Genomic DNA, 17,662 nt, shown 5'->3' with positions numbered 1-17,662 from the left:
TAATAAATAAATTTGGAAGGTGATTTTATGGGAAAGTATACTAAACCCTCGAAGGAAGAACTCAAAAAAAATTTAACTCCACTTCAATATTCAGTTACTCAAGAAAATTCCACTGAAAAACCCTTTGAAAATGAATATGATGAGTTTTTTAAGGAAGGTATTTATGTTGATATTGTAACAGGGGAACCGCTTTTCTCCTCAACAGATAAATATAATTCTGGCTGTGGATGGCCAGCGTTCTCAAAGCCTATTGAGAAGGGAATTGTAAAAGAGAAGGCAGACTTTAGTCATGGAATGCATAGAGTAGAGGTAAGAAGTAAAGAAGGAGATTCGCATTTAGGCCATGTTTTTAATGATGGACCTAAAGAATTGGGAGGAGTGAGGTATTGCATTAATTCAGCTTCGTTAAAATTTATACCAAAAGAAAAATTAGAGGAGGAAGGATACGGAGAATATTTAGTATTATTTGAAAATAAACTATAGAAACTCAACTCAAATTATATGATAAAGTTTTAGAAAAATTTTATAAAATATAAAAGTATTTGTAAATTTAGATACTGTTAATATAACAAAACTAAATTGTGAAAATGTTAATTATAAACAAAAAATAATCATAATATAATAAAAAAATTATAAAGTATTGACGAAATTATTATATAAATGTACAATAATTTCAACAATAAGAAATTCAAAACTTAATATATGACCTTAAAAATAAATGCTACGAGGGAGACCTTTATTTAGAGATGAAAGTTTCAGAGAGTCGGTTGTTGCTGTGAGCCGATACTTTTACTAAATGAATATCACTCCTGAGCAGAGTCCTGAAAGTTATAATGGTGTAACAAGTAGGCGACTACCGGTAAGCCCCGTTAAAAGCAAGGGTTTGTTAGAACCGAGTGATATTATATTTAAGGCGGAAGATATGTTTATATTCCCACCTCTTATGATTGTATCATTAAGGGTGGGTTTTATTTATCCAAATATAGATTTTAGTAATAACAAAATTTATTAAAAAGGGGGGGCATTTATGGATAAGCATGTCTTATCAGTAGTAGTAAAAAATTATTCTGGTGTATTGAGCAGAGTTGCTGGATTGTTTTCTAGGAGAGGATACAATATTGATAGTCTAACAGTAGGAAGAACTGAAAATCCAGAATTCTCAAGAATGACAATAACTATGTTTGAAGATGGGGATACATTAGAACAAGTAAAAAAGCAATTGGGGAAGTTAGAAGATGTAAAGCAAGTGGTAGAACTTGACCAGGAAGACGCAGTATATAGAGAATTAGTCCTAATTAAAGTTAAAGCTGATGCCACTGAAAGAGCTGCTATTAATGAAATAGTTAGAATCTTTAGATGTAAAGTAATTGACATTTCCATGGAAACACTAACTATAGAACTAACTGGTGATGAAAGCAAAGTTGTGGCACTTATAAAGCTTATGGAGGAATATGGAATAAAGGAAATGGTAAGAACAGGTCTTGCTGCTCTTGAAAGAGGGGAAAAGGACATAAGCTCTCATGGGGAATACTTTGAAGCATAATTTTATGAAGAATTAAAAGTAAGAGAGGTTAATAGCATGAGCAATAAAGTATTTATTCTAGATTCAACCTTAAGAGATGGTGCTCAGGGGCAGGGCATATCATTTTCAGTTGAGGATAAACTAAAAATAGTTAAGGCATTGGATGACTTAGGAATTGATTATGTAGAAGCTGGTAATCCAGGTTCAAATCCTAAAGATATGGATTTTTTCAGAAGGGCTCAAGGGTTAAGGCTCAAAAAAACAAAGCTAGTTGCCTTTGGAAGTACAAGAAGAATAGGGGTAACAGTAGAGGAAGATAAGAATCTCCAAGATTTATTAGAAGCAAAAACAGAAGTAGTAACTATATTTGGGAAAAGTTCAGATTTTCATGTAACAGAAATTTTAAAGACAACCTTAGATGAAAATCTTAAATTAATAAAAGAATCAATAGAATATCTAAAGAAGCATCAGAAAGAAGTTATTTTTGATGGGGAACATTTTTTTGATGGTTATAAAAGCAATAAGCAATACTCCATTGAGACACTGAAAACTGCAAAAGATGCAGGAGCAGATGTAATAGTTTTGTGTGATACAAATGGAGGAACAACTCCAAAAGAAATATTTGATATTGTCACTGAAGTAAAAGAAATATTAGGTGATAATATAGGAATACATTGCCATAACGATATTGGGGTAGCTGTGGCAAATTCAATTATTGGGGTGGAAGCTGGAGCAAATCATATTCAAGGAACCTTCTTAGGAATTGGTGAAAGGTGTGGAAATGCTAACTTAAGCACAATAATACCTACATTAATGTTAAAGATGGATAAGGATGTTATTGAAAAAGAATTGTTATCAAGTCTCAAATCTACAGCTATGATGCTTTCAGAAATATCAAATATTCAGCTTAAAGATGATACGCCTTATATAGGAAGTGCAGCTTTTGCACATAAGGGTGGTATGCATATAGATGCAGTGGTAAAAGAACCAAAATCCTATGAGCATATAAATCCAGAGGTAGTAGGAAATAGTAGAAGAATATTAGTATCTGAAGTAAGTGGCAAAAGTACAATATTAAAAGAAGTCCAAAAGTTATTTCCTAATTTCTCAAAGGATAGCAAGGAAGTTCAATTAATTATAGATAAATTAAAAGAATTGGAACACCAAGGATATCAGTTTGAGGGAGCAGAAGGAACAATAGAATTAGTAATAAGAAAGATAATAGGCAAATATAAACCATTCTTTCAATTGAACAATTTTAAAGTAATAGGAGAGCATCCATCTTCAAAAGCAAATTTTACTTCAACAGCAGTTATAAATGTAAATGTTGATGGAAGAGATGAAATGACAGCAGCAGAAGGAGATGGGCCAGTAAACGCATTGGACAAGGCTCTAAGAAAAGCATTAGAAGTATTCTATCCTCAATTAAAGTATATAAGACTTGTGGATTATAAGGTTAGAGTACTTGATGAAGGAACAGCTACAGAAGCATCGGTAAGAGTTCTTATTGAATCTTCAGATGGAAGTGAAAATTGGACTACGGTAGGAGTATCTAGAGATATTATTGAGGCAAGCTGGATAGCCCTTGTAGATTCCATTGAATATAAACTAATAAAAGATATTGAAAGAAATGTAAGAACATATTTTTAAGGGGGAATGATTTAAATGGGGATGACCATGACACAAAAAATCCTTGCAGCACATGCAGGCTTAGAATCAGTAAAGGCGGGGCAATTAATTGAAGTGAATCTGGATTTAGTCTTAGGAAATGATATAACAACTCCAGTAGCAGTAAAGGAATTTAACAAAATAGGAGTTAATAAAGTTTTCGATAAAGAAAAAATAGCAATAGTACCAGATCACTTTACACCAAATAAAGATATTAAGGCTGCAGAGCAAGTGAAAATGATAAGAGAGTTTGCTCAGGATAAAGGAATAGTTAATTTCTTTGAAATAGGAGAAATGGGAATAGAACATGTTATTATTCCTGAAAAAGGGTTAGCAGTTGCAGGTGATGTAGTAATTGGGGCAGATTCGCACACTTGTACTTATGGAGCATTAGGAGCATTTTCAACTGGAATTGGATCAACAGATATGGCTGCTGGAATGGCAACAGGAAAGTGTTGGTTTAAGGTACCTTCTGCAATAAAATTTGTACTTAAAAATAAACCTTCGAAGTGGGTTAGCGGTAAAGATGTAATTCTACACATTATCGGAAAGATAGGTGTTGATGGAGCATTATACAAATCAATGGAGTTTGTTGGAGAGGGTCTTAAATATTTATCAATGGATGAAAGACTAACTATGGCTAATATGGCTATAGAAGCTGGAGCAAAAAATGGTATTTTCCCAGTAGATGATAAAACAGTAGCATATTTAAAAGAACATTCAACTAGAGAGTATAAAGTATATGAAGCAGATGAGGATGCTGAATATGATGAAGTAATTGAAATTGACTTAAGTTCTTTAAGACCTACAGTTGCTTTCCCACATCTACCTGAAAATACTAAGACAATTGATGAAGTAGGAGAGGTAAAAATAGATCAAGTAGTTATAGGATCTTGTACTAATGGAAGAATAGAGGATTTAAGAGTAGCTGCTGAAATATTAAAAGGAAAGAAAGTAGCCAAGTATGTTAGAGCGATAGTAATTCCTGGCTCTCAGAAGATTTATCTTCAAGCTATGGAAGAAGGATTAGTTAAAACATTTATAGAAGCTGGAGCGATTTTCTCTACTCCAACTTGTGGACCATGTTTAGGTGGACATATGGGTATATTAGCTAAGAAGGAAAGATGTGTATCTACTACTAATAGAAACTTTGTTGGTAGAATGGGGCATACGCAATCAGAAGTATATTTAGCAAGTCCAGCTGTAGCAGCAGCTTCAGCAATAACTGGTAAAATAACAAATCCAGAAGATGTAGCATAGGGGGTAAAGGGATATGAAAGCTAACGGAAAAGTTTTTAGATATGGAGATAATGTTGATACAGATGTAATAATACCAGCAAGATATTTAAATACATCTGATCCAAAGGAGCTAGCAGCTCACTGTATGGAGGATATAGATGATACATTTGCAAGCAAGGTTAAAGCTTCCGATATAATTGTTGCAGATAAGAATTTTGGATGTGGTTCTTCAAGAGAACACGCACCAATTTCAATAAAAGAAAGTGGCATAAGCTGTGTAATAGCTAAAACTTTTGCAAGAATATTTTATAGAAATGCTATAAACATTGGTTTACCAATACTTGAATGTCCAGAAGCGGTTGAAAACATAAACGCAGGAGATCAAGTAGAAGTAGATTTTAATACTGGAATTATAAAGAATTTAACGTCAGGTAAGGAGTTCCAAGGAGAACCTTTCCCAGAGTTTATGCAAAAGATAATTAATAGTAATGGACTTGTTGAATATATAAAAAATAAAAACTAAGTTGGTTAAATAAATAGGGGGTTAATTATGGAATATAAAATTGCAGTAATACCAGGGGATGGAATTGGACCAGAGGTTATAGATGAAACCATAAAAGTTTTAAACCTAATAGGAGAGAAGTATTCTCATGAGTTTAACTATAAATATGTACTAGCTGGTGGAATAGCTATAGATGAAAAGGGGACACCTCTACCAGGAGAAACCTTAGAGATTTGTAGAAATAGTGATTCAGTTTTGTTAGGTGCAGTTGGAGGCCCCAAGTGGGATGATCCTACGGCAAAAATAAGACCTGAGCAAGCATTGCTAGGCTTAAGAAGTGGCTTAGGACTTTATTGCAACTTAAGACCTGCAGTTTTGCACTCAGCATTAAGAGATGCATCACCACTAAAAGATTCAATAATTGGGGATGGAATAGATATTTGTGTAGTTAGAGAGTTAACTGGTGGCATATATTTTGGGGAAAGAAGCCTAGTTAAAAATGGAGATGAAGAAACAGCATCAGATACAGAGAAGTATAGTACTTCAGAAATTAAAAGAATAGCAAAAATAGCATTTGAAACAGCAATGAAGAGAAAGAAAAAAGTTACATTAGTTGATAAAGCAAATATACTTGAAAGTTCAAGATTATGGAGAAGAGTAGTGGATGAGGTTCACAAGGATTATCCAGAAGTAGAACTAGATAGACAATATGTTGATAATGCTGCAATGCAGCTTGTTAAAAATCCAAGACAGTTTGATGTTATAGTAACTTCAAATATTTTTGGAGATATATTATCAGATGAAGCTTCAATGATTACTGGCTCAATTGGAATGTTACCATCAGCTAGTTTAGGAGAAGGTACAAACGGAATGTATGAACCTATTCATGGCTCAGCTCCTGATATAGCTGGAAAAGGAATAGCAAATCCACTAGCTACAATATTATCAGCCGCTATGATGCTTAAGTATTCCTTTGGGTTAGCTGAAGAAGCTGCAGTAATAGAAAAAGCAGTAGAAAAAGTTCTTGAAGAGGGATATAGAACTGGAGACATAATGAGTGAAGGTAACAAATTGGTTGGTACTAAGGAAATGGGGGAACTAGTGGTTAAATATATAAAAGAAGGGAAGTAATTTATTTTATGAGAAGCGATAGAATAAAGATAGGAGCAGACAAAGCTCCCCATAGATCACTATTAAGAGCAGCAGGATTTTCAGATGAAGAAATGAAAAGACCTATGATAGGAATTGTAACTTCGCAAAATGATATAATTCCAGGACATGTTCACCTAGATAAAATAGTTCAAGGAGCTAAAAGTGGTGTGCTTTTAGCTGGAGGAACACCAGTTATTTTCCCTACAATAGGAATTTGTGATGGTATATCAATGGGACATGAAGGAATGAAATATTCATTACCAACAAGAGAACTTATAGCTGATTCAATTGAATGTATGGTAAAAGCACATTCCTTTGATGGACTTGTACTTGTACCAAACTGTGACAAAATAGTTCCAGGTATGCTTATGGCCGCATTAAGATTAAACATACCAGCAGTAGTTGTTTCAGGGGGACCTATGCTTGCAGGAAAATATAGAGGAAGTTCAATATCATTATCTACGATGTTTGAAGCAGTTGGAGCATATAATGCCAATAAAATATCAGAGGAAGATTTATTAGAAATGGAAAGCAGCGCATGTCCAACTTGTGGATCTTGTTCAGGTATGTTTACAGCAAACTCAATGAACTGCTTGACAGAGGTATTAGGATTAGGATTGCCTGGCAATGGAACAATACCAGCTGTTTATTCAGATAGAATAAGATTGGCTAAAGACGCAGGTATGGCAATAATGAAATTAGTTGAAAAGGACATTAAACCAAGAGATATAGTAACAGAAAAAACTATAAAGAATGCTCTTACTGTAGATATGGCCTTAGGATGTTCTACTAATTCAGTCTTACATTTAACAGCCATTGCAAATGAAGCTAAAATTGAACTAAATTTAGATATTATAAATGAAGTAAGTTCAAAAACTCCAAACTTATGTAAGTTAGCTCCAGCAGGAGAGAATCATATAGAAGACTTATATTTTGCTGGTGGAATACAAGCAGTGATGAATGAACTTTCAAAAAAGGATTTACTAAATCTTGATTGTATTACAGCAACAACAAAGACTTTGGGTGAAAATATTAAGGAAGCTCATGTTATTAACTATGATGTAATAAAGCCTATAGAAAATCCTTATAGTCTAACTGGAGGAATACAGGTTCTAAGAGGAAATTTAGCAGTAGATGGGGCTGTTGTTAAGAAATCAGCTGTACTTCCAGAAATGATGAAACATGAAGGACCAGCTAAGGTTTATGACTCAGAGGAAGATGCAATAGCAGCAATCTGGGGAGGAAAAATACAAAGTGGTGATGTAATAATAATAAGATACGAAGGGCCAAAAGGTGGTCCAGGTATGAGAGAAATGTTATCTCCAACATCAGCAATAGCAGGAATGGGACTCGATAAGTCAGTAGCATTAATTACAGATGGAAGATTCTCAGGTGCAACAAGAGGGGCATCAATAGGACATGTGTCTCCAGAGGCTGCAGTAGGTGGAAATATTGCGCTAATTAAAGATGGAGATAGGATTTCTATAGATATTGAAAAAGGCAAGCTTGAAATTAATGTTTCAGAAGAGGAGCTTGAATCAAGAAGAAAAGCTTGGAAAGAGCCAGAACCAAAGATTACTGATGGATATTTAGGTAGATATTCAAAATTAGTTAGTTCAGCTAGCCAAGGGGCTATATTTAAATAAGATTATACTGCTTAGGACTTAGTATAAAAGGAGGGGGCATATGATACTAAATGGGTCAGAAATACTATTAGAGTGTTTATTAGAACAAGAAGTGGAAACTGTTTTTGGGTATCCAGGAGGGGCAGTTCTTAATATATATGATGCACTTTATAAGTATAAAGATAAAATACGACATGTCTTAACCTGTCATGAGCAAGGGGCTGCTCATGCTGCAGATGGATATGCAAGAAGTACTGGAAAGGTTGGGGTTTGTTTAGCTACTTCGGGACCTGGGGCAACAAATTTAGTAACTGGAATAGCTACAGCATATATGGACTCAACTCCAATGGTAGCTATAACAGGTAATGTTACAAGACCTTTACTTGGAAAGGATAGCTTCCAAGAAGTGGATATAACAGGTATTACTCTACCAATTACTAAACATAATTTTATGGTGAAGAATGTTGATGATTTAGCTCACACTATAAGAGAAGCTTTTAGAATTGCACAAGAGGGAAGACCAGGACCTGTGCTGGTAGATATACCAAAAGACATAACAGCACAAAAGGGTGTATATATTAAGAAGGAACCTGTTAAGGTTGCAAGAAGCAATAAGCATATAACAGAAGAAGCTTTATTAGAAGTTTCAAAATTAATTAACGAATCCTCAAGACCATTTATATACGCAGGAGGAGGAGTTATAAGTTCGGGGGCATCAGAAGAATTAATAGCACTAGCAGAGAAAATAGATTCTCCAACATCAGCATCACTTATGTGTATGGGCGGATTTCCAGTAACTCATCCATTATATACAGGAATGATAGGGATGCATGGGACCAAGGCTTCAAACTTGGGTGCTTGGGAATGTGATTTATTAATAGCTATTGGGGCAAGATTTAGCGATAGAGTTATTAGTTCAAATGATAATCTTGAGGGGGCTAAAATTATTCATTTGGATATAGATCCAGCGGAAATTAATAAAAATGTAAAAGTAGATGCAAGCTTAATTGGGGATATAAAAGAAAGTTTGAGAAAGCTAATTCCGCTGCTAAATAAAAAAGATAATAAAGAATGGATTAACAAGATGAATATATATAAGGAAGAGGGTAGGGGCACAAGTAAAGAATCTGATGAATTAACGCCTGAATTCTTATTTAGTAAAATTAACGAACTTACAGATGGAGAAGCTATTGTAACAACAGAAGTTGGTCAACATCAAATGTGGGCATCTCAATTCTATAAGCATATAGAACCAAGAAGGTTTATAACTTCTGGTGGACTCGGAACTATGGGATTTGGACTTGGGGCAGCTATTGGCTGTAAGGTAGCGAATCCAGATAAATTAGTTATTAATATTGCAGGAGATGGTAGCTTTGCTATGAACTGCAACGAATTAGCTACTTCCTATGCTCAAAAGGCGCCTGTAGTTACAATAATAGTAAATAACAATGCCTTAGGTATGGTAAGACAATGGCAGAACTTCTTCTATGAAGAGAGATATTCTCATACTTCAATTAATAGAGGAACAAACTTTGTCAAGCTAGTAGAAGCCTATGGAGGAAAAGGATTCTTAGTTGAACGAAAAGAACAACTAGAACCAGCATTAAAAGAAGCTTTTAATTCTTCTGTACCTATAGTTATAGATTATAGAGTACATGAAGATAAGAAAGTGTTCCCTATGGTAGCACCAGGAGCACTTATAAATCAAATAATCTATGAAGAAGATGTATAAATAAGAGGGGGAACTAAAAATGGCAAAAATGTATTATGAAAAGGACACAAATCTTGAATTATTAAAAGGAAAAAGAGTAGCAGTTATCGGTTATGGTAGCCAGGGGCATGCACATTCACTAAATCTTCATGAAAGTGGAGTAGATGTTGTAGTTGGACTATATGAAGGAAGTAAATCGTGGGAAAAAGCTGAAGCAGCAGGATTGAAAGTTTTAGATACAGCAGAAGCAGTTAAAACATCAGATGTTATCATGATATTAATTCCAGATGAAAAGCAAGCTAAACTATATAATGAAAAAGTAGCTCCAAATTTAACAGAAGGAAAGGCTTTAGTATTTGCCCATGGATTTAATATTCATTTTGGTCAAATAGTGCCACCAGCTAACGTAGATGTATTTATGGTAGCACCAAAAGGACCAGGACATATGGTTAGAAGAACTTATACTGAAGGCTCAGGAGTACCATGCTTAATTGCCATACATCAAGATTATACAGGAAGAGCAAAGGATTTAGCATTAGCTTATACTAATGGTATAGGGGGAGCTAGAGCTGGTGTTCTAGAAACTACATTTAGAGATGAAACAGAAACAGATTTATTTGGAGAACAAGCGGTTTTATGCGGTGGAGTTAGTGAACTTATAAAAACTGGTTTTGAAGTACTTGTTGAAGCAGGATATGCTCCTGAAAATGCATATTTTGAATGCTTACATGAAATGAAGCTTATTGTAGATTTAATGTATCAGGGTGGAATGAGCTTAATGAGATACTCTATTAGTGATACAGCAGAATATGGAGATTACCAAGTAGGTAAGAGAATTATAACCTCTGAAACTAAAAAAGAAATGGAAAAGGTTCTTCATGAAATTCAAGATGGTACCTTCGCAAAGAACTGGTTATTAGAAAACCAAGTAGGAAGACCTAACTTCAATGCAACAAGAAGAATAAATAGTGAGCATCAAATCGAAAAAGTTGGACAAGAGCTTAGAGGAATGATGTCTTGGATAAATGAAAAGAAATTAGAACAATAAAAAGCTGAATTAGCCTAGAGATTATAGGAATTTCTCCCTAATCTTTCGCCAAAAGATATATAGAATCTCTAGGCTTTTCTAATAAATTAATACTTAATCCTAAAAGACCTTTTATAGGTCTTTTATTTTATGTAAAGATAGTTAATAAAATTAATTTATTGTATTCTTGATTTTTCCTATTAATGAAGTTATACTTATACATAGATATACGATGTATCGAAAACCAATGCATTGGAATAGGAGGTGATACTTTGGTAATAAACAAAGAACTATTAAAAGGAAGCACCGTAATTTTGATACTTACTCTTCTTGACAGTAAGCCTATGTATGGTTATGAGATGATTAAGGAAATAGAAGAGAAATCTGATGGGATTTTTACATTTAAAGAAGGAACTTTATATCCTATACTTCATTCATTGGAAACCGAAGGTATGGTTGAATGCTATTGGACTGAAACTGAGGGGGGAAGAAAGAGAAAGTATTACAAAATTACTAAGAGTGGAAGTGAACACATGAAGGAAAAGCAGGAGGAATGGAAAACCTTTCGTTCTGCTGTTGATAAAGTAATATGGAAGGAGGCAATATCAAGGTGATAAATCCTAGGATAGAAGAATATGTTGAGGAAATTTGCAGTTATATAAAATTTAAAAAGGTACATACGGAAATAAAACTGGAAATTTTAGATCATATTCAGGAGAAAACTGAAGAGCTAATGCTCAATGGCCTGAGTAAAGAAGAAGCTTTAAAGAAAGCTTTGGATGAAATTGGGCAGGCAGAGCTCATTGGAAGACCGTTGAATCAGAGCCATAAGGCTTCAGCGGAATGGGGACTATTAAGCATGACAATTGTATTTTCTTTATTGGGAATTGTTATAGCTTATCTCATTGTAGCTAACAAGGTTATTAATTATTCTACACCTTTTTATAACAGTGTAGTGTTTAATATAATTGGATACATATTCTTAATCGGGTTATATTTTTTCGACTATAAGAAATTAGAGAAGCACTCTTTAAGAATATTCATAGGAATAATCTTGATACTCTTCTTACAGATGATTATTGCAGCTCCTATAAATGGGAAAAGAGCATGGATACCTTTAGGATCTTTTACTGTGAATATAGTAGATTTAACTTTATTTTTATTTCCTATTTCCCTTTCAAAGCTAATAAGAATCATAAATTTAAGGCGTTATAGAGAGTACATATACCTTTCTTTGATGCTGGTTGTACCATTTATGCAATATATTATGCTTGGGTCATTCATGGAGGCTTTTATTTATTTTGTGCTATTTATAGTACTTATGCTAAATTCCAAGGTGAGACTTGGATACATATTTTCTACTATAAGTCTGTTTTTTGTGGTCTGCACTTATACAATAGCAAGTCAACCTTACAGGATAAAAAGGTTGTTGATTTTTATGAACCCTGAAAAGGATCCAAAAGGTTCGGGCTTTATTAATATTCAGATACAAAATCTATTGTCATCTGCAGGACTTAAAGGCAAAGGATTCACCTTCCCAGGAACTCTGCCAGAGGTTCATACAGATCTTATTCTTACCTATATAATATATACATTTGGGTGGGTGGCAGGAATTATGCTTATAGGATTGGTATTATCTTTTATTGTCCGCATGTTTGTAGCAGCAGGAGAAGTAAAAGATGCCTATGGAAGATTATTAATACAGGGTTTTTTGTGTATTTTTACTATTGAGTTTGTGTGGAATATACTTATGATATTTGGTTTAGTGCCAATAGTTAGCATGGGAATGCCTTTTATAAGCTATGGTAGTTCCATGGTGCTTACGCATATGGCTGCTGTAGGAATTATGATAAGTATTTATAGGTGTAAGAATTTATCCTTTGTATCATAAAAAATGGAGATGAATTTTTAAACAAGTTTTTAAATATGCTTAATATAGGAGTAAAAGAATTATGAAATTAAGATTAATAAACTTAATCCCGCTAATAATCACTATACCTGCTATCTCTATTGGTGTGGTAGCAATGTACAATAACAAAGTTCCAATTCTTATCTGGGCACAAAATATTGCTTGTTTTATAATAGCTACACTGATTTCATATTTTGTAATATCAAATAAGTTTAAAAAGAGAAGCAATAGATTTTACAGTATATCTATAATTATATCAATGCTACTTATAATATTGACATATATGGGTCAAAGCATCAACGGAGTTCACAGATGGGTATCAATTGGATTTATTAAGTTTAATGTTTCAATGATGGTGTTACCTTTAGTAATAATAGCTTTATGGAGCCTCCATGAAATTAAATCATTATGGGTTACAATAACTATTATTATTGCTATAGCAATTTTACTTGCAATTCAGCCCGATGCATCTGAGGTAACTGGTTTTTCTATTCCGATGGTGGTTATGTTGTGTAGCAGGTCTGATAAAAAGGTACTTAGAGTATCTACTATTGGGATTCTTTCAATTCTAGTTGTTCTTTCGTGGGTATTTTTAGATAATCTACCCCCGGTAGCTTATGTGGAAAGAATAGTTAGCTTATTATCAAATATGGGATTGATATGGCTTGTTTTTGGGATAATATCTCTTGTTATATTACCAGCGCCATTTATATTTTTTTCACCGAAAAACAGTGAACTACCTTCAATATCTGTAGGTTTATATTTCGTAATAATATTAATCTCAACGCTTGTGGGCAACTTTCCAGTCCCATTAATGGGCTATGGAATTTCTCCGATAATAGGGTATTTCATACCGATAACCTGGTATGCAAAATCTATAATCAATTCATAAATCAATTGCTGTCAACAATAAACTATTAACTTTGTCTTTTTCATTAATGACAAATAGAAATAAAAGTTAGCCTATATCTTACTTTACATAGTATTTAAGATATAGGCTTTATTATACGGTTAAATATGATACGTATATATTTGAAAAATATAAGGTCTTTTATTTTATGTAAAGCTACATATAAATATATATAATATTTTCATCAAATTTGAACATAATAAAAGCAAAAGATCAATAGATTTTGTACTAAAATTCAAAATGCAACCTTTTTTTGAACTTTTTATTTTGGAAATAAAGTACACATACAGACCTTCAAATCGTGATTTTTTCAAGGAATTATTGCAATTTTAAAATTGTCATTGAAAACGTATCACAGAATTGAAATTGTTTAAATTGAAAGTGAAAACGATATAAATTAATATAATAAGTGTAATAAATAATTATTATTTAAAAAATTTATAGGAGGTCTCATAATGGAAAATCTTAATACTTCAAACAATTCTACATTTAAAGGCAAAGTTCAAAGATTTGGTAGTTTTTTAAGTAGCATGGTGTTACCAAACATTGGAGCATTCATCGCTTGGGGTCTTATCACTGCATTATTCATACCAACAGGTTGGACACCAAATGCATATTGGGCTAAATTAGTTGGACCAATGATCACTTACTTACTACCATTGCTTATAGGTTATCAAGGTGGTAAACTAGTATACGATACTAGAGGAGGAGTAGTTGGTGCTATCGCAACTATGGGTATCGTAGTTGGAGCATCTATCCCAATGTTCATGGGAGCTATGATAATGGGACCACTTGGTGGATGGTTAATCAAGAAGTTTGACAAACTAGTAGATGGAAAAATCCCAACAGGATTTGAAATGTTAGTTAACAACTTCTCAGCAGGTATCCTAGGTGGCGGACTTTCATTATTCGCATTTACTTATATCGAACCAATCGTTGCAGGTATCTCAACAGGATTAGGTAGTGCTGCACAAGCAATTACTGATAAAGGATTACTTCCTTTAATAGCAATAGTTGTTGAACCAGCTAAAATCTTATTCTTAAACAATGCAATTAATCACGGAGTATTATCTCCTTTAGGAATTCAACAAGCACATGATGTTGGTAAGTCAATATTCTTCTTATTAGAACCAAACCCAGGTCCAGGACTTGGAATACTTTTAGCTTATATGCTATATAGTAAAGGAATGGCTAAACAATCAGCACCAGGAGCAATCATCATTCACTTCTTAGGTGGAATACATGAAATTTATTTCCCATATGTATTAATGAAACCAGCTTTATTATTAGCTGTAATCGGTGGTGGAATAACTGCAGATTTAACATTCGTAATAACTCATGCAGGACTTGTATCAGCACCTTCACCAGGAAGTATAATATCACTTATAGCAATGTCTCCTAAGGGTGGATTATTACCAGTTCTTGCAGGGGTACTTGTTGGTACTGTAGTATCATTCTTAATAGCAGCAGTTATAATTAAGAGAGATCCAGAAGGCGGAGAAGATTTAGAAGAAGCACAAAGCAAAGTTAAAGAAATGAAAGCTGAAAGTAAAGGACAAAGCGTTCCTTCAGTTTCAAAAGCTGGAATCAAATTAATCGTATTTGCTTGTGATGCAGGAATGGGATCTTCAGCTATGGGAGAATCAATACTTAAGAAAGCATTAAAAGATGCTGGAATAAGTGGTATTGATGTTAAACATACTCCAGTTGATGCTATACCAGCAGATGCTGATGTAGTATTTACACAAGAAAACTTAGCTGAAAGAGCTAGAAAATCAGCTAAAACTGATAAAATCATAACAGTTAAGAATTTCTTGGATCGTACAAAATATGACGAATTTGTAAATCAATTAAAGTAATAATTAGAAAAAATAAATTATAGGCTAGGTGAGTATAAATGAATAATTTCACCCCTAGACAGCAATTTATATTGAATAAAGTTTTAAATGAAGGCCCCTTTAATATAAAGGGCCTTCATAAACAATTAAATATAAGCACAAGAACTATATTAAGAGAAATTTCTTCAATAAACAAAAGTTTAAAGAAATATAGCGTAAATATTTTTAATGATGAGGATATGAATTTATCTTTGTCAGGTAACAAGGATAAGATTGAGGAAATAAAAGAATCTTTAAATCAAGTTCCTATGCAGTGGTTATTTAATAAAGAACAAAGGCAAATAATAATTGCCTGTGAATTGCTTGTAACTAAAGAACCAATTAAGGCTTCATATTTTAGTCATAAATTTAATGTAGTTATGGGCAGCATTAGTCTTGACCTAGATAGTATCGAAAATATGGTACTTACTAAAAATTTATGCTTAATTAGAAAAAGAAGTCATGGTATTAGTATTGAAGGGTCAGAATGGAATAAAAGAATTGCGCTAGTAGAACTTCTATTTGAGCTTAAGCCATATGAAGATCTATTACCAATACTATATGAAGAAAAAGTAGACCAAACAGTAAAAGCATTTTTTGAGATTATTTTTGGAACAAAAATAATAAATTTAGTTAGAGAAACATTTCAAGAATCAAAATTCAGCTATATTAAGGTTAATGATGTAAAATATTTTAGTCTTTTTATTCAAATTCTTTTATCAATTAAGAAGACTGAAAATGGCGATAATATAGAATTACCAGAAAAGATAAAAAAAGAAATACAATCTTTAGACGTATATGAAAAATTAAAAAACATAAATGAAACTTTAATTGATAATAATATTAACTTACCTGAGGATGAGTTAGTTTATTTATCATTGTATTTAAGTGAATATAATTATTTCCTAAATAGTAATGGAAATTTCACGCAATCAGATATAAATTATGAGGATTTAGCTTTAGAATTAGTGACAGAGGTATCAAAAAAAATACAAGTAGATTTAATGAATGATATCCAATTAATAAGAGATCTGTCACAACATTTAAAACAGACGTTTTATATGTTAAACTTGGGACTAGTTGTTATAAATCCACTTATAAGTGAAATAAAGGAACATTATACAGATTTATTTAAGGTTATCAATAATAAATGTAAATTGATATTTTCTAGATATAATTTGAAAATACCTTTAGAAGAAGTTGGCTATATAACAATGCATATAGACGTAGCATTGCAAAGGCAGCAGGCATTTTTAAGAAAAATAAAAACTATGGTAGTATGTCCTGGAGGGATTGCAACAGCTAGAATCTTATGTAATAAAATACAAGCGCTTTTCCCGGATATAGGAACTTTGGCTATTACAGCTATAAATGATGTTAGTAGAAGACTTGAAGAGGAAAGCTTTGACTTGATTTTATCTACCGTTCCAATTAATTTTAGCATAAAGAATAGAGTAATTGTGGTATCACCTTTTATGACAAAAGAAAACATAGAGAAGGTTAATAGTTTTATTTTTGATTTCAAGCTTGATAATCAAGTTAAACTTGTGCAATTACCAAGTTCTTTAGATGATGATGAGGTTACAAATTCTGAATATGAATTGGCCAATACAATTCTTAAGAATTTTCAATTGAAAAAAACAAAAGTTGATTCTTTTGCAGATTTGATAAATTTTATTGTAGAAGATATATATGAAATTGATTTAACTACTGATAAAAATGCAATTATAAATGGTATACTTAAAAGAGAAGAAAAAGGTAACGTAGTTGTTCCAGGAAGCGGGATAGCTTTAATCCATACAAGATGTGATGAAATGGTTACTCCTTTTGTAGGGGTATACAGAGTTGAGGAGCCAATTCGTATGTCTAGTATAGGCTTTTCAACAGAAGAAGTAGGAACTTTTTTGGTCTTACTTGCAAGGCAGAATGAAAGTAATTACATCTTACAACTTTTAGGAAAAATTAGTGTTTCATTAATAGAGCAAAAAGAATTTGTTGAAACATTAAAAATAGGTAGTATAACTGATATTAGAAATAATTTAATTAATATTGTAAATAAAGAGGAGGACAATTGAATGAATAAGGGTGTTTTAGTTGAAGAAAATATTATGCTTAATCTCTCTTCAGAATCTAAATTTGAGGCTATAGAAAGAGCAGGAAGGTTACTAGTTTCAAGAGGATATGTTAATGAAAATTATATCGAAGGCATGAAAGCTAGAGAAAATGAAGTTACAACATACATGGGAAATGGAGTAGCAATTCCACATGGAATGAATGAATACAAAAAACAAATATTAGATTCAGGTATAGTTATATTACAATATCCTGATGGAGTTGACTTTGGTGAAGGAAACATCGCATATATAGTTATAGGTATAGCAGGAAAAGGAGACGATCATATGGCTTTCCTTTCTCAAATTGCATTAACTGTACAATATGAAGAAAATGTTCAAAAGTTAATTGATGCAAAAACTGAAGCTGAAATAATGAGAATCATAGAAGAAGAAGGTGAAATGTAGT

The 17,662-nt window shown here is 32.7% G+C and carries 15 protein-coding genes; all 15 read left to right on the top strand.

Going from position 1 to position 17,662, the window contains the following annotated elements; all coding sequences use genetic code 11:
• The first annotated feature begins 27 nt into the window (after nt 1-27).
• The 15 genes from msrB to JK634_RS18805 all read left to right on the top strand — a co-directional run bounded on the left by msrB (nt 28) and on the right by JK634_RS18805 (nt 17,661).
• Entirely contained in the window at nt 28-483 is a 456-nt protein-coding gene (msrB, locus tag JK634_RS18875; RefSeq protein WP_202769306.1) for a peptide-methionine (R)-S-oxide reductase MsrB, read from the top strand.
• Nucleotides 484-1,027: 544 nt separating this feature from the next.
• A complete protein-coding gene (ilvN, locus tag JK634_RS18870) occupies nt 1,028-1,543 on the top strand; it encodes an acetolactate synthase small subunit (RefSeq protein ID WP_202769305.1) in 516 nt (171 codons plus the stop codon).
• Nucleotides 1,544-1,579: 36 nt separating this feature from the next.
• Entirely contained in the window at nt 1,580-3,172 is a 1,593-nt protein-coding gene (gene cimA, locus JK634_RS18865; RefSeq protein WP_202769304.1) for a citramalate synthase, read from the top strand.
• Between the two features lie 15 nt (nt 3,173-3,187).
• Nucleotides 3,188-4,450, top strand: coding sequence for a 3-isopropylmalate dehydratase large subunit (gene leuC, locus JK634_RS18860; RefSeq protein WP_202769303.1), 1,263 nt, complete (start codon nt 3,188-3,190; stop codon nt 4,448-4,450).
• A 13-nt stretch (nt 4,451-4,463) separates the two neighbouring features.
• Nucleotides 4,464-4,952, top strand: a complete 489-nt coding sequence (gene leuD, locus JK634_RS18855) for a 3-isopropylmalate dehydratase small subunit (RefSeq protein WP_202769302.1) — start codon at nt 4,464-4,466, stop codon at nt 4,950-4,952.
• A 27-nt stretch (nt 4,953-4,979) separates the two neighbouring features.
• On the top strand, nt 4,980-6,062 hold the full coding sequence (gene leuB, locus JK634_RS18850; protein WP_202769301.1) for a 3-isopropylmalate dehydrogenase: 1,083 nt from the start codon (nt 4,980-4,982) through the stop codon (nt 6,060-6,062).
• 8 nt (nt 6,063-6,070) lie between these two features.
• Nucleotides 6,071-7,729: a dihydroxy-acid dehydratase gene (ilvD, locus tag JK634_RS18845; RefSeq protein WP_202769300.1), complete on the top strand. Its 1,659-nt coding sequence runs from the start codon at nt 6,071-6,073 to the stop codon at nt 7,727-7,729.
• Nucleotides 7,730-7,769: 40 nt separating this feature from the next.
• Nucleotides 7,770-9,440, top strand: a complete 1,671-nt coding sequence (ilvB, locus tag JK634_RS18840; protein WP_202769299.1) for a biosynthetic-type acetolactate synthase large subunit — start codon at nt 7,770-7,772, stop codon at nt 9,438-9,440.
• A gap of 19 nt (nt 9,441-9,459) precedes the next feature.
• Nucleotides 9,460-10,467 (top strand): ketol-acid reductoisomerase, encoded by a 1,008-nt coding sequence (gene ilvC, locus JK634_RS18835; protein ID WP_202769298.1) that lies wholly within the window; start codon nt 9,460-9,462, stop codon nt 10,465-10,467.
• Nucleotides 10,468-10,718: 251 nt separating this feature from the next.
• The gene (locus JK634_RS18830) at nt 10,719-11,060 is read left to right on the top strand and encodes a PadR family transcriptional regulator (RefSeq protein WP_202769297.1); all 342 of its coding nucleotides are present in this window, start codon (nt 10,719-10,721) and stop codon (nt 11,058-11,060) included.
• Entirely contained in the window at nt 11,057-12,337 is a 1,281-nt protein-coding gene (locus tag JK634_RS18825) for an FtsW/RodA/SpoVE family cell cycle protein (RefSeq protein WP_202769296.1), read from the top strand. The genes JK634_RS18830 and JK634_RS18825 overlap by 4 nt, the downstream gene beginning before the upstream one ends.
• Before the next feature lie 61 nt (nt 12,338-12,398).
• Nucleotides 12,399-13,247 (top strand): FtsW/RodA/SpoVE family cell cycle protein, encoded by an 849-nt coding sequence (locus JK634_RS18820; protein ID WP_207753677.1) that lies wholly within the window; start codon nt 12,399-12,401, stop codon nt 13,245-13,247.
• Nucleotides 13,248-13,720: 473 nt separating this feature from the next.
• Complete coding sequence (locus tag JK634_RS18815) at nt 13,721-15,124, top strand: PTS mannitol transporter subunit IIBC (protein ID WP_202769295.1); 1,404 nt, start codon at nt 13,721-13,723, stop codon at nt 15,122-15,124.
• A gap of 38 nt (nt 15,125-15,162) precedes the next feature.
• Nucleotides 15,163-17,217: a BglG family transcription antiterminator gene (locus JK634_RS18810; protein WP_202769294.1), complete on the top strand. Its 2,055-nt coding sequence runs from the start codon at nt 15,163-15,165 to the stop codon at nt 17,215-17,217.
• Complete coding sequence (locus JK634_RS18805) at nt 17,218-17,661, top strand: PTS mannitol transporter subunit IIA (RefSeq protein ID WP_202769293.1); 444 nt, start codon at nt 17,218-17,220, stop codon at nt 17,659-17,661.
• Nucleotide 17,662 lies beyond the last annotated feature (1 nt).

The organism is Clostridium paridis, from assembly GCF_016765615.1.
Lineage (GTDB): Bacteria > Bacillota > Clostridia > Clostridiales > Clostridiaceae > Clostridium_T > Clostridium_T paridis.
The sequence above is the reverse complement of the archived record's forward strand: the minus strand, read 5'-3'. Positions and strand labels throughout refer to the sequence as shown.

What these genes read in the sequence shown, in the direction of transcription:
- ilvC (WP_202769298.1), top strand. Translation starts at nt 9,460, where the DNA reads ATGGCAAAAATGTATTATGAAAAGGACACAAATCTTGAATTATTAAAA.
- leuB (WP_202769301.1), top strand. Translation starts at nt 4,980, where the DNA reads ATGGAATATAAAATTGCAGTAATACCAGGGGATGGAATTGGACCAGAG.
- JK634_RS18805 (WP_202769293.1), top strand. Translation starts at nt 17,218, where the DNA reads ATGAATAAGGGTGTTTTAGTTGAAGAAAATATTATGCTTAATCTCTCT.
- cimA (WP_202769304.1), top strand. Translation starts at nt 1,580, where the DNA reads ATGAGCAATAAAGTATTTATTCTAGATTCAACCTTAAGAGATGGTGCT.
- ilvB (WP_202769299.1), top strand. Translation starts at nt 7,770, where the DNA reads ATGATACTAAATGGGTCAGAAATACTATTAGAGTGTTTATTAGAACAA.
- JK634_RS18820 (WP_207753677.1), top strand. Translation starts at nt 12,399, where the DNA reads ATGAAATTAAGATTAATAAACTTAATCCCGCTAATAATCACTATACCT.
- JK634_RS18815 (WP_202769295.1), top strand. Translation starts at nt 13,721, where the DNA reads ATGGAAAATCTTAATACTTCAAACAATTCTACATTTAAAGGCAAAGTT.
- ilvD (WP_202769300.1), top strand. Translation starts at nt 6,071, where the DNA reads ATGAGAAGCGATAGAATAAAGATAGGAGCAGACAAAGCTCCCCATAGA.
- leuC (WP_202769303.1), top strand. Translation starts at nt 3,188, where the DNA reads ATGGGGATGACCATGACACAAAAAATCCTTGCAGCACATGCAGGCTTA.
- JK634_RS18810 (WP_202769294.1), top strand. Translation starts at nt 15,163, where the DNA reads ATGAATAATTTCACCCCTAGACAGCAATTTATATTGAATAAAGTTTTA.
- ilvN (WP_202769305.1), top strand. Translation starts at nt 1,028, where the DNA reads ATGGATAAGCATGTCTTATCAGTAGTAGTAAAAAATTATTCTGGTGTA.
- leuD (WP_202769302.1), top strand. Translation starts at nt 4,464, where the DNA reads ATGAAAGCTAACGGAAAAGTTTTTAGATATGGAGATAATGTTGATACA.
- msrB (WP_202769306.1), top strand. Translation starts at nt 28, where the DNA reads ATGGGAAAGTATACTAAACCCTCGAAGGAAGAACTCAAAAAAAATTTA.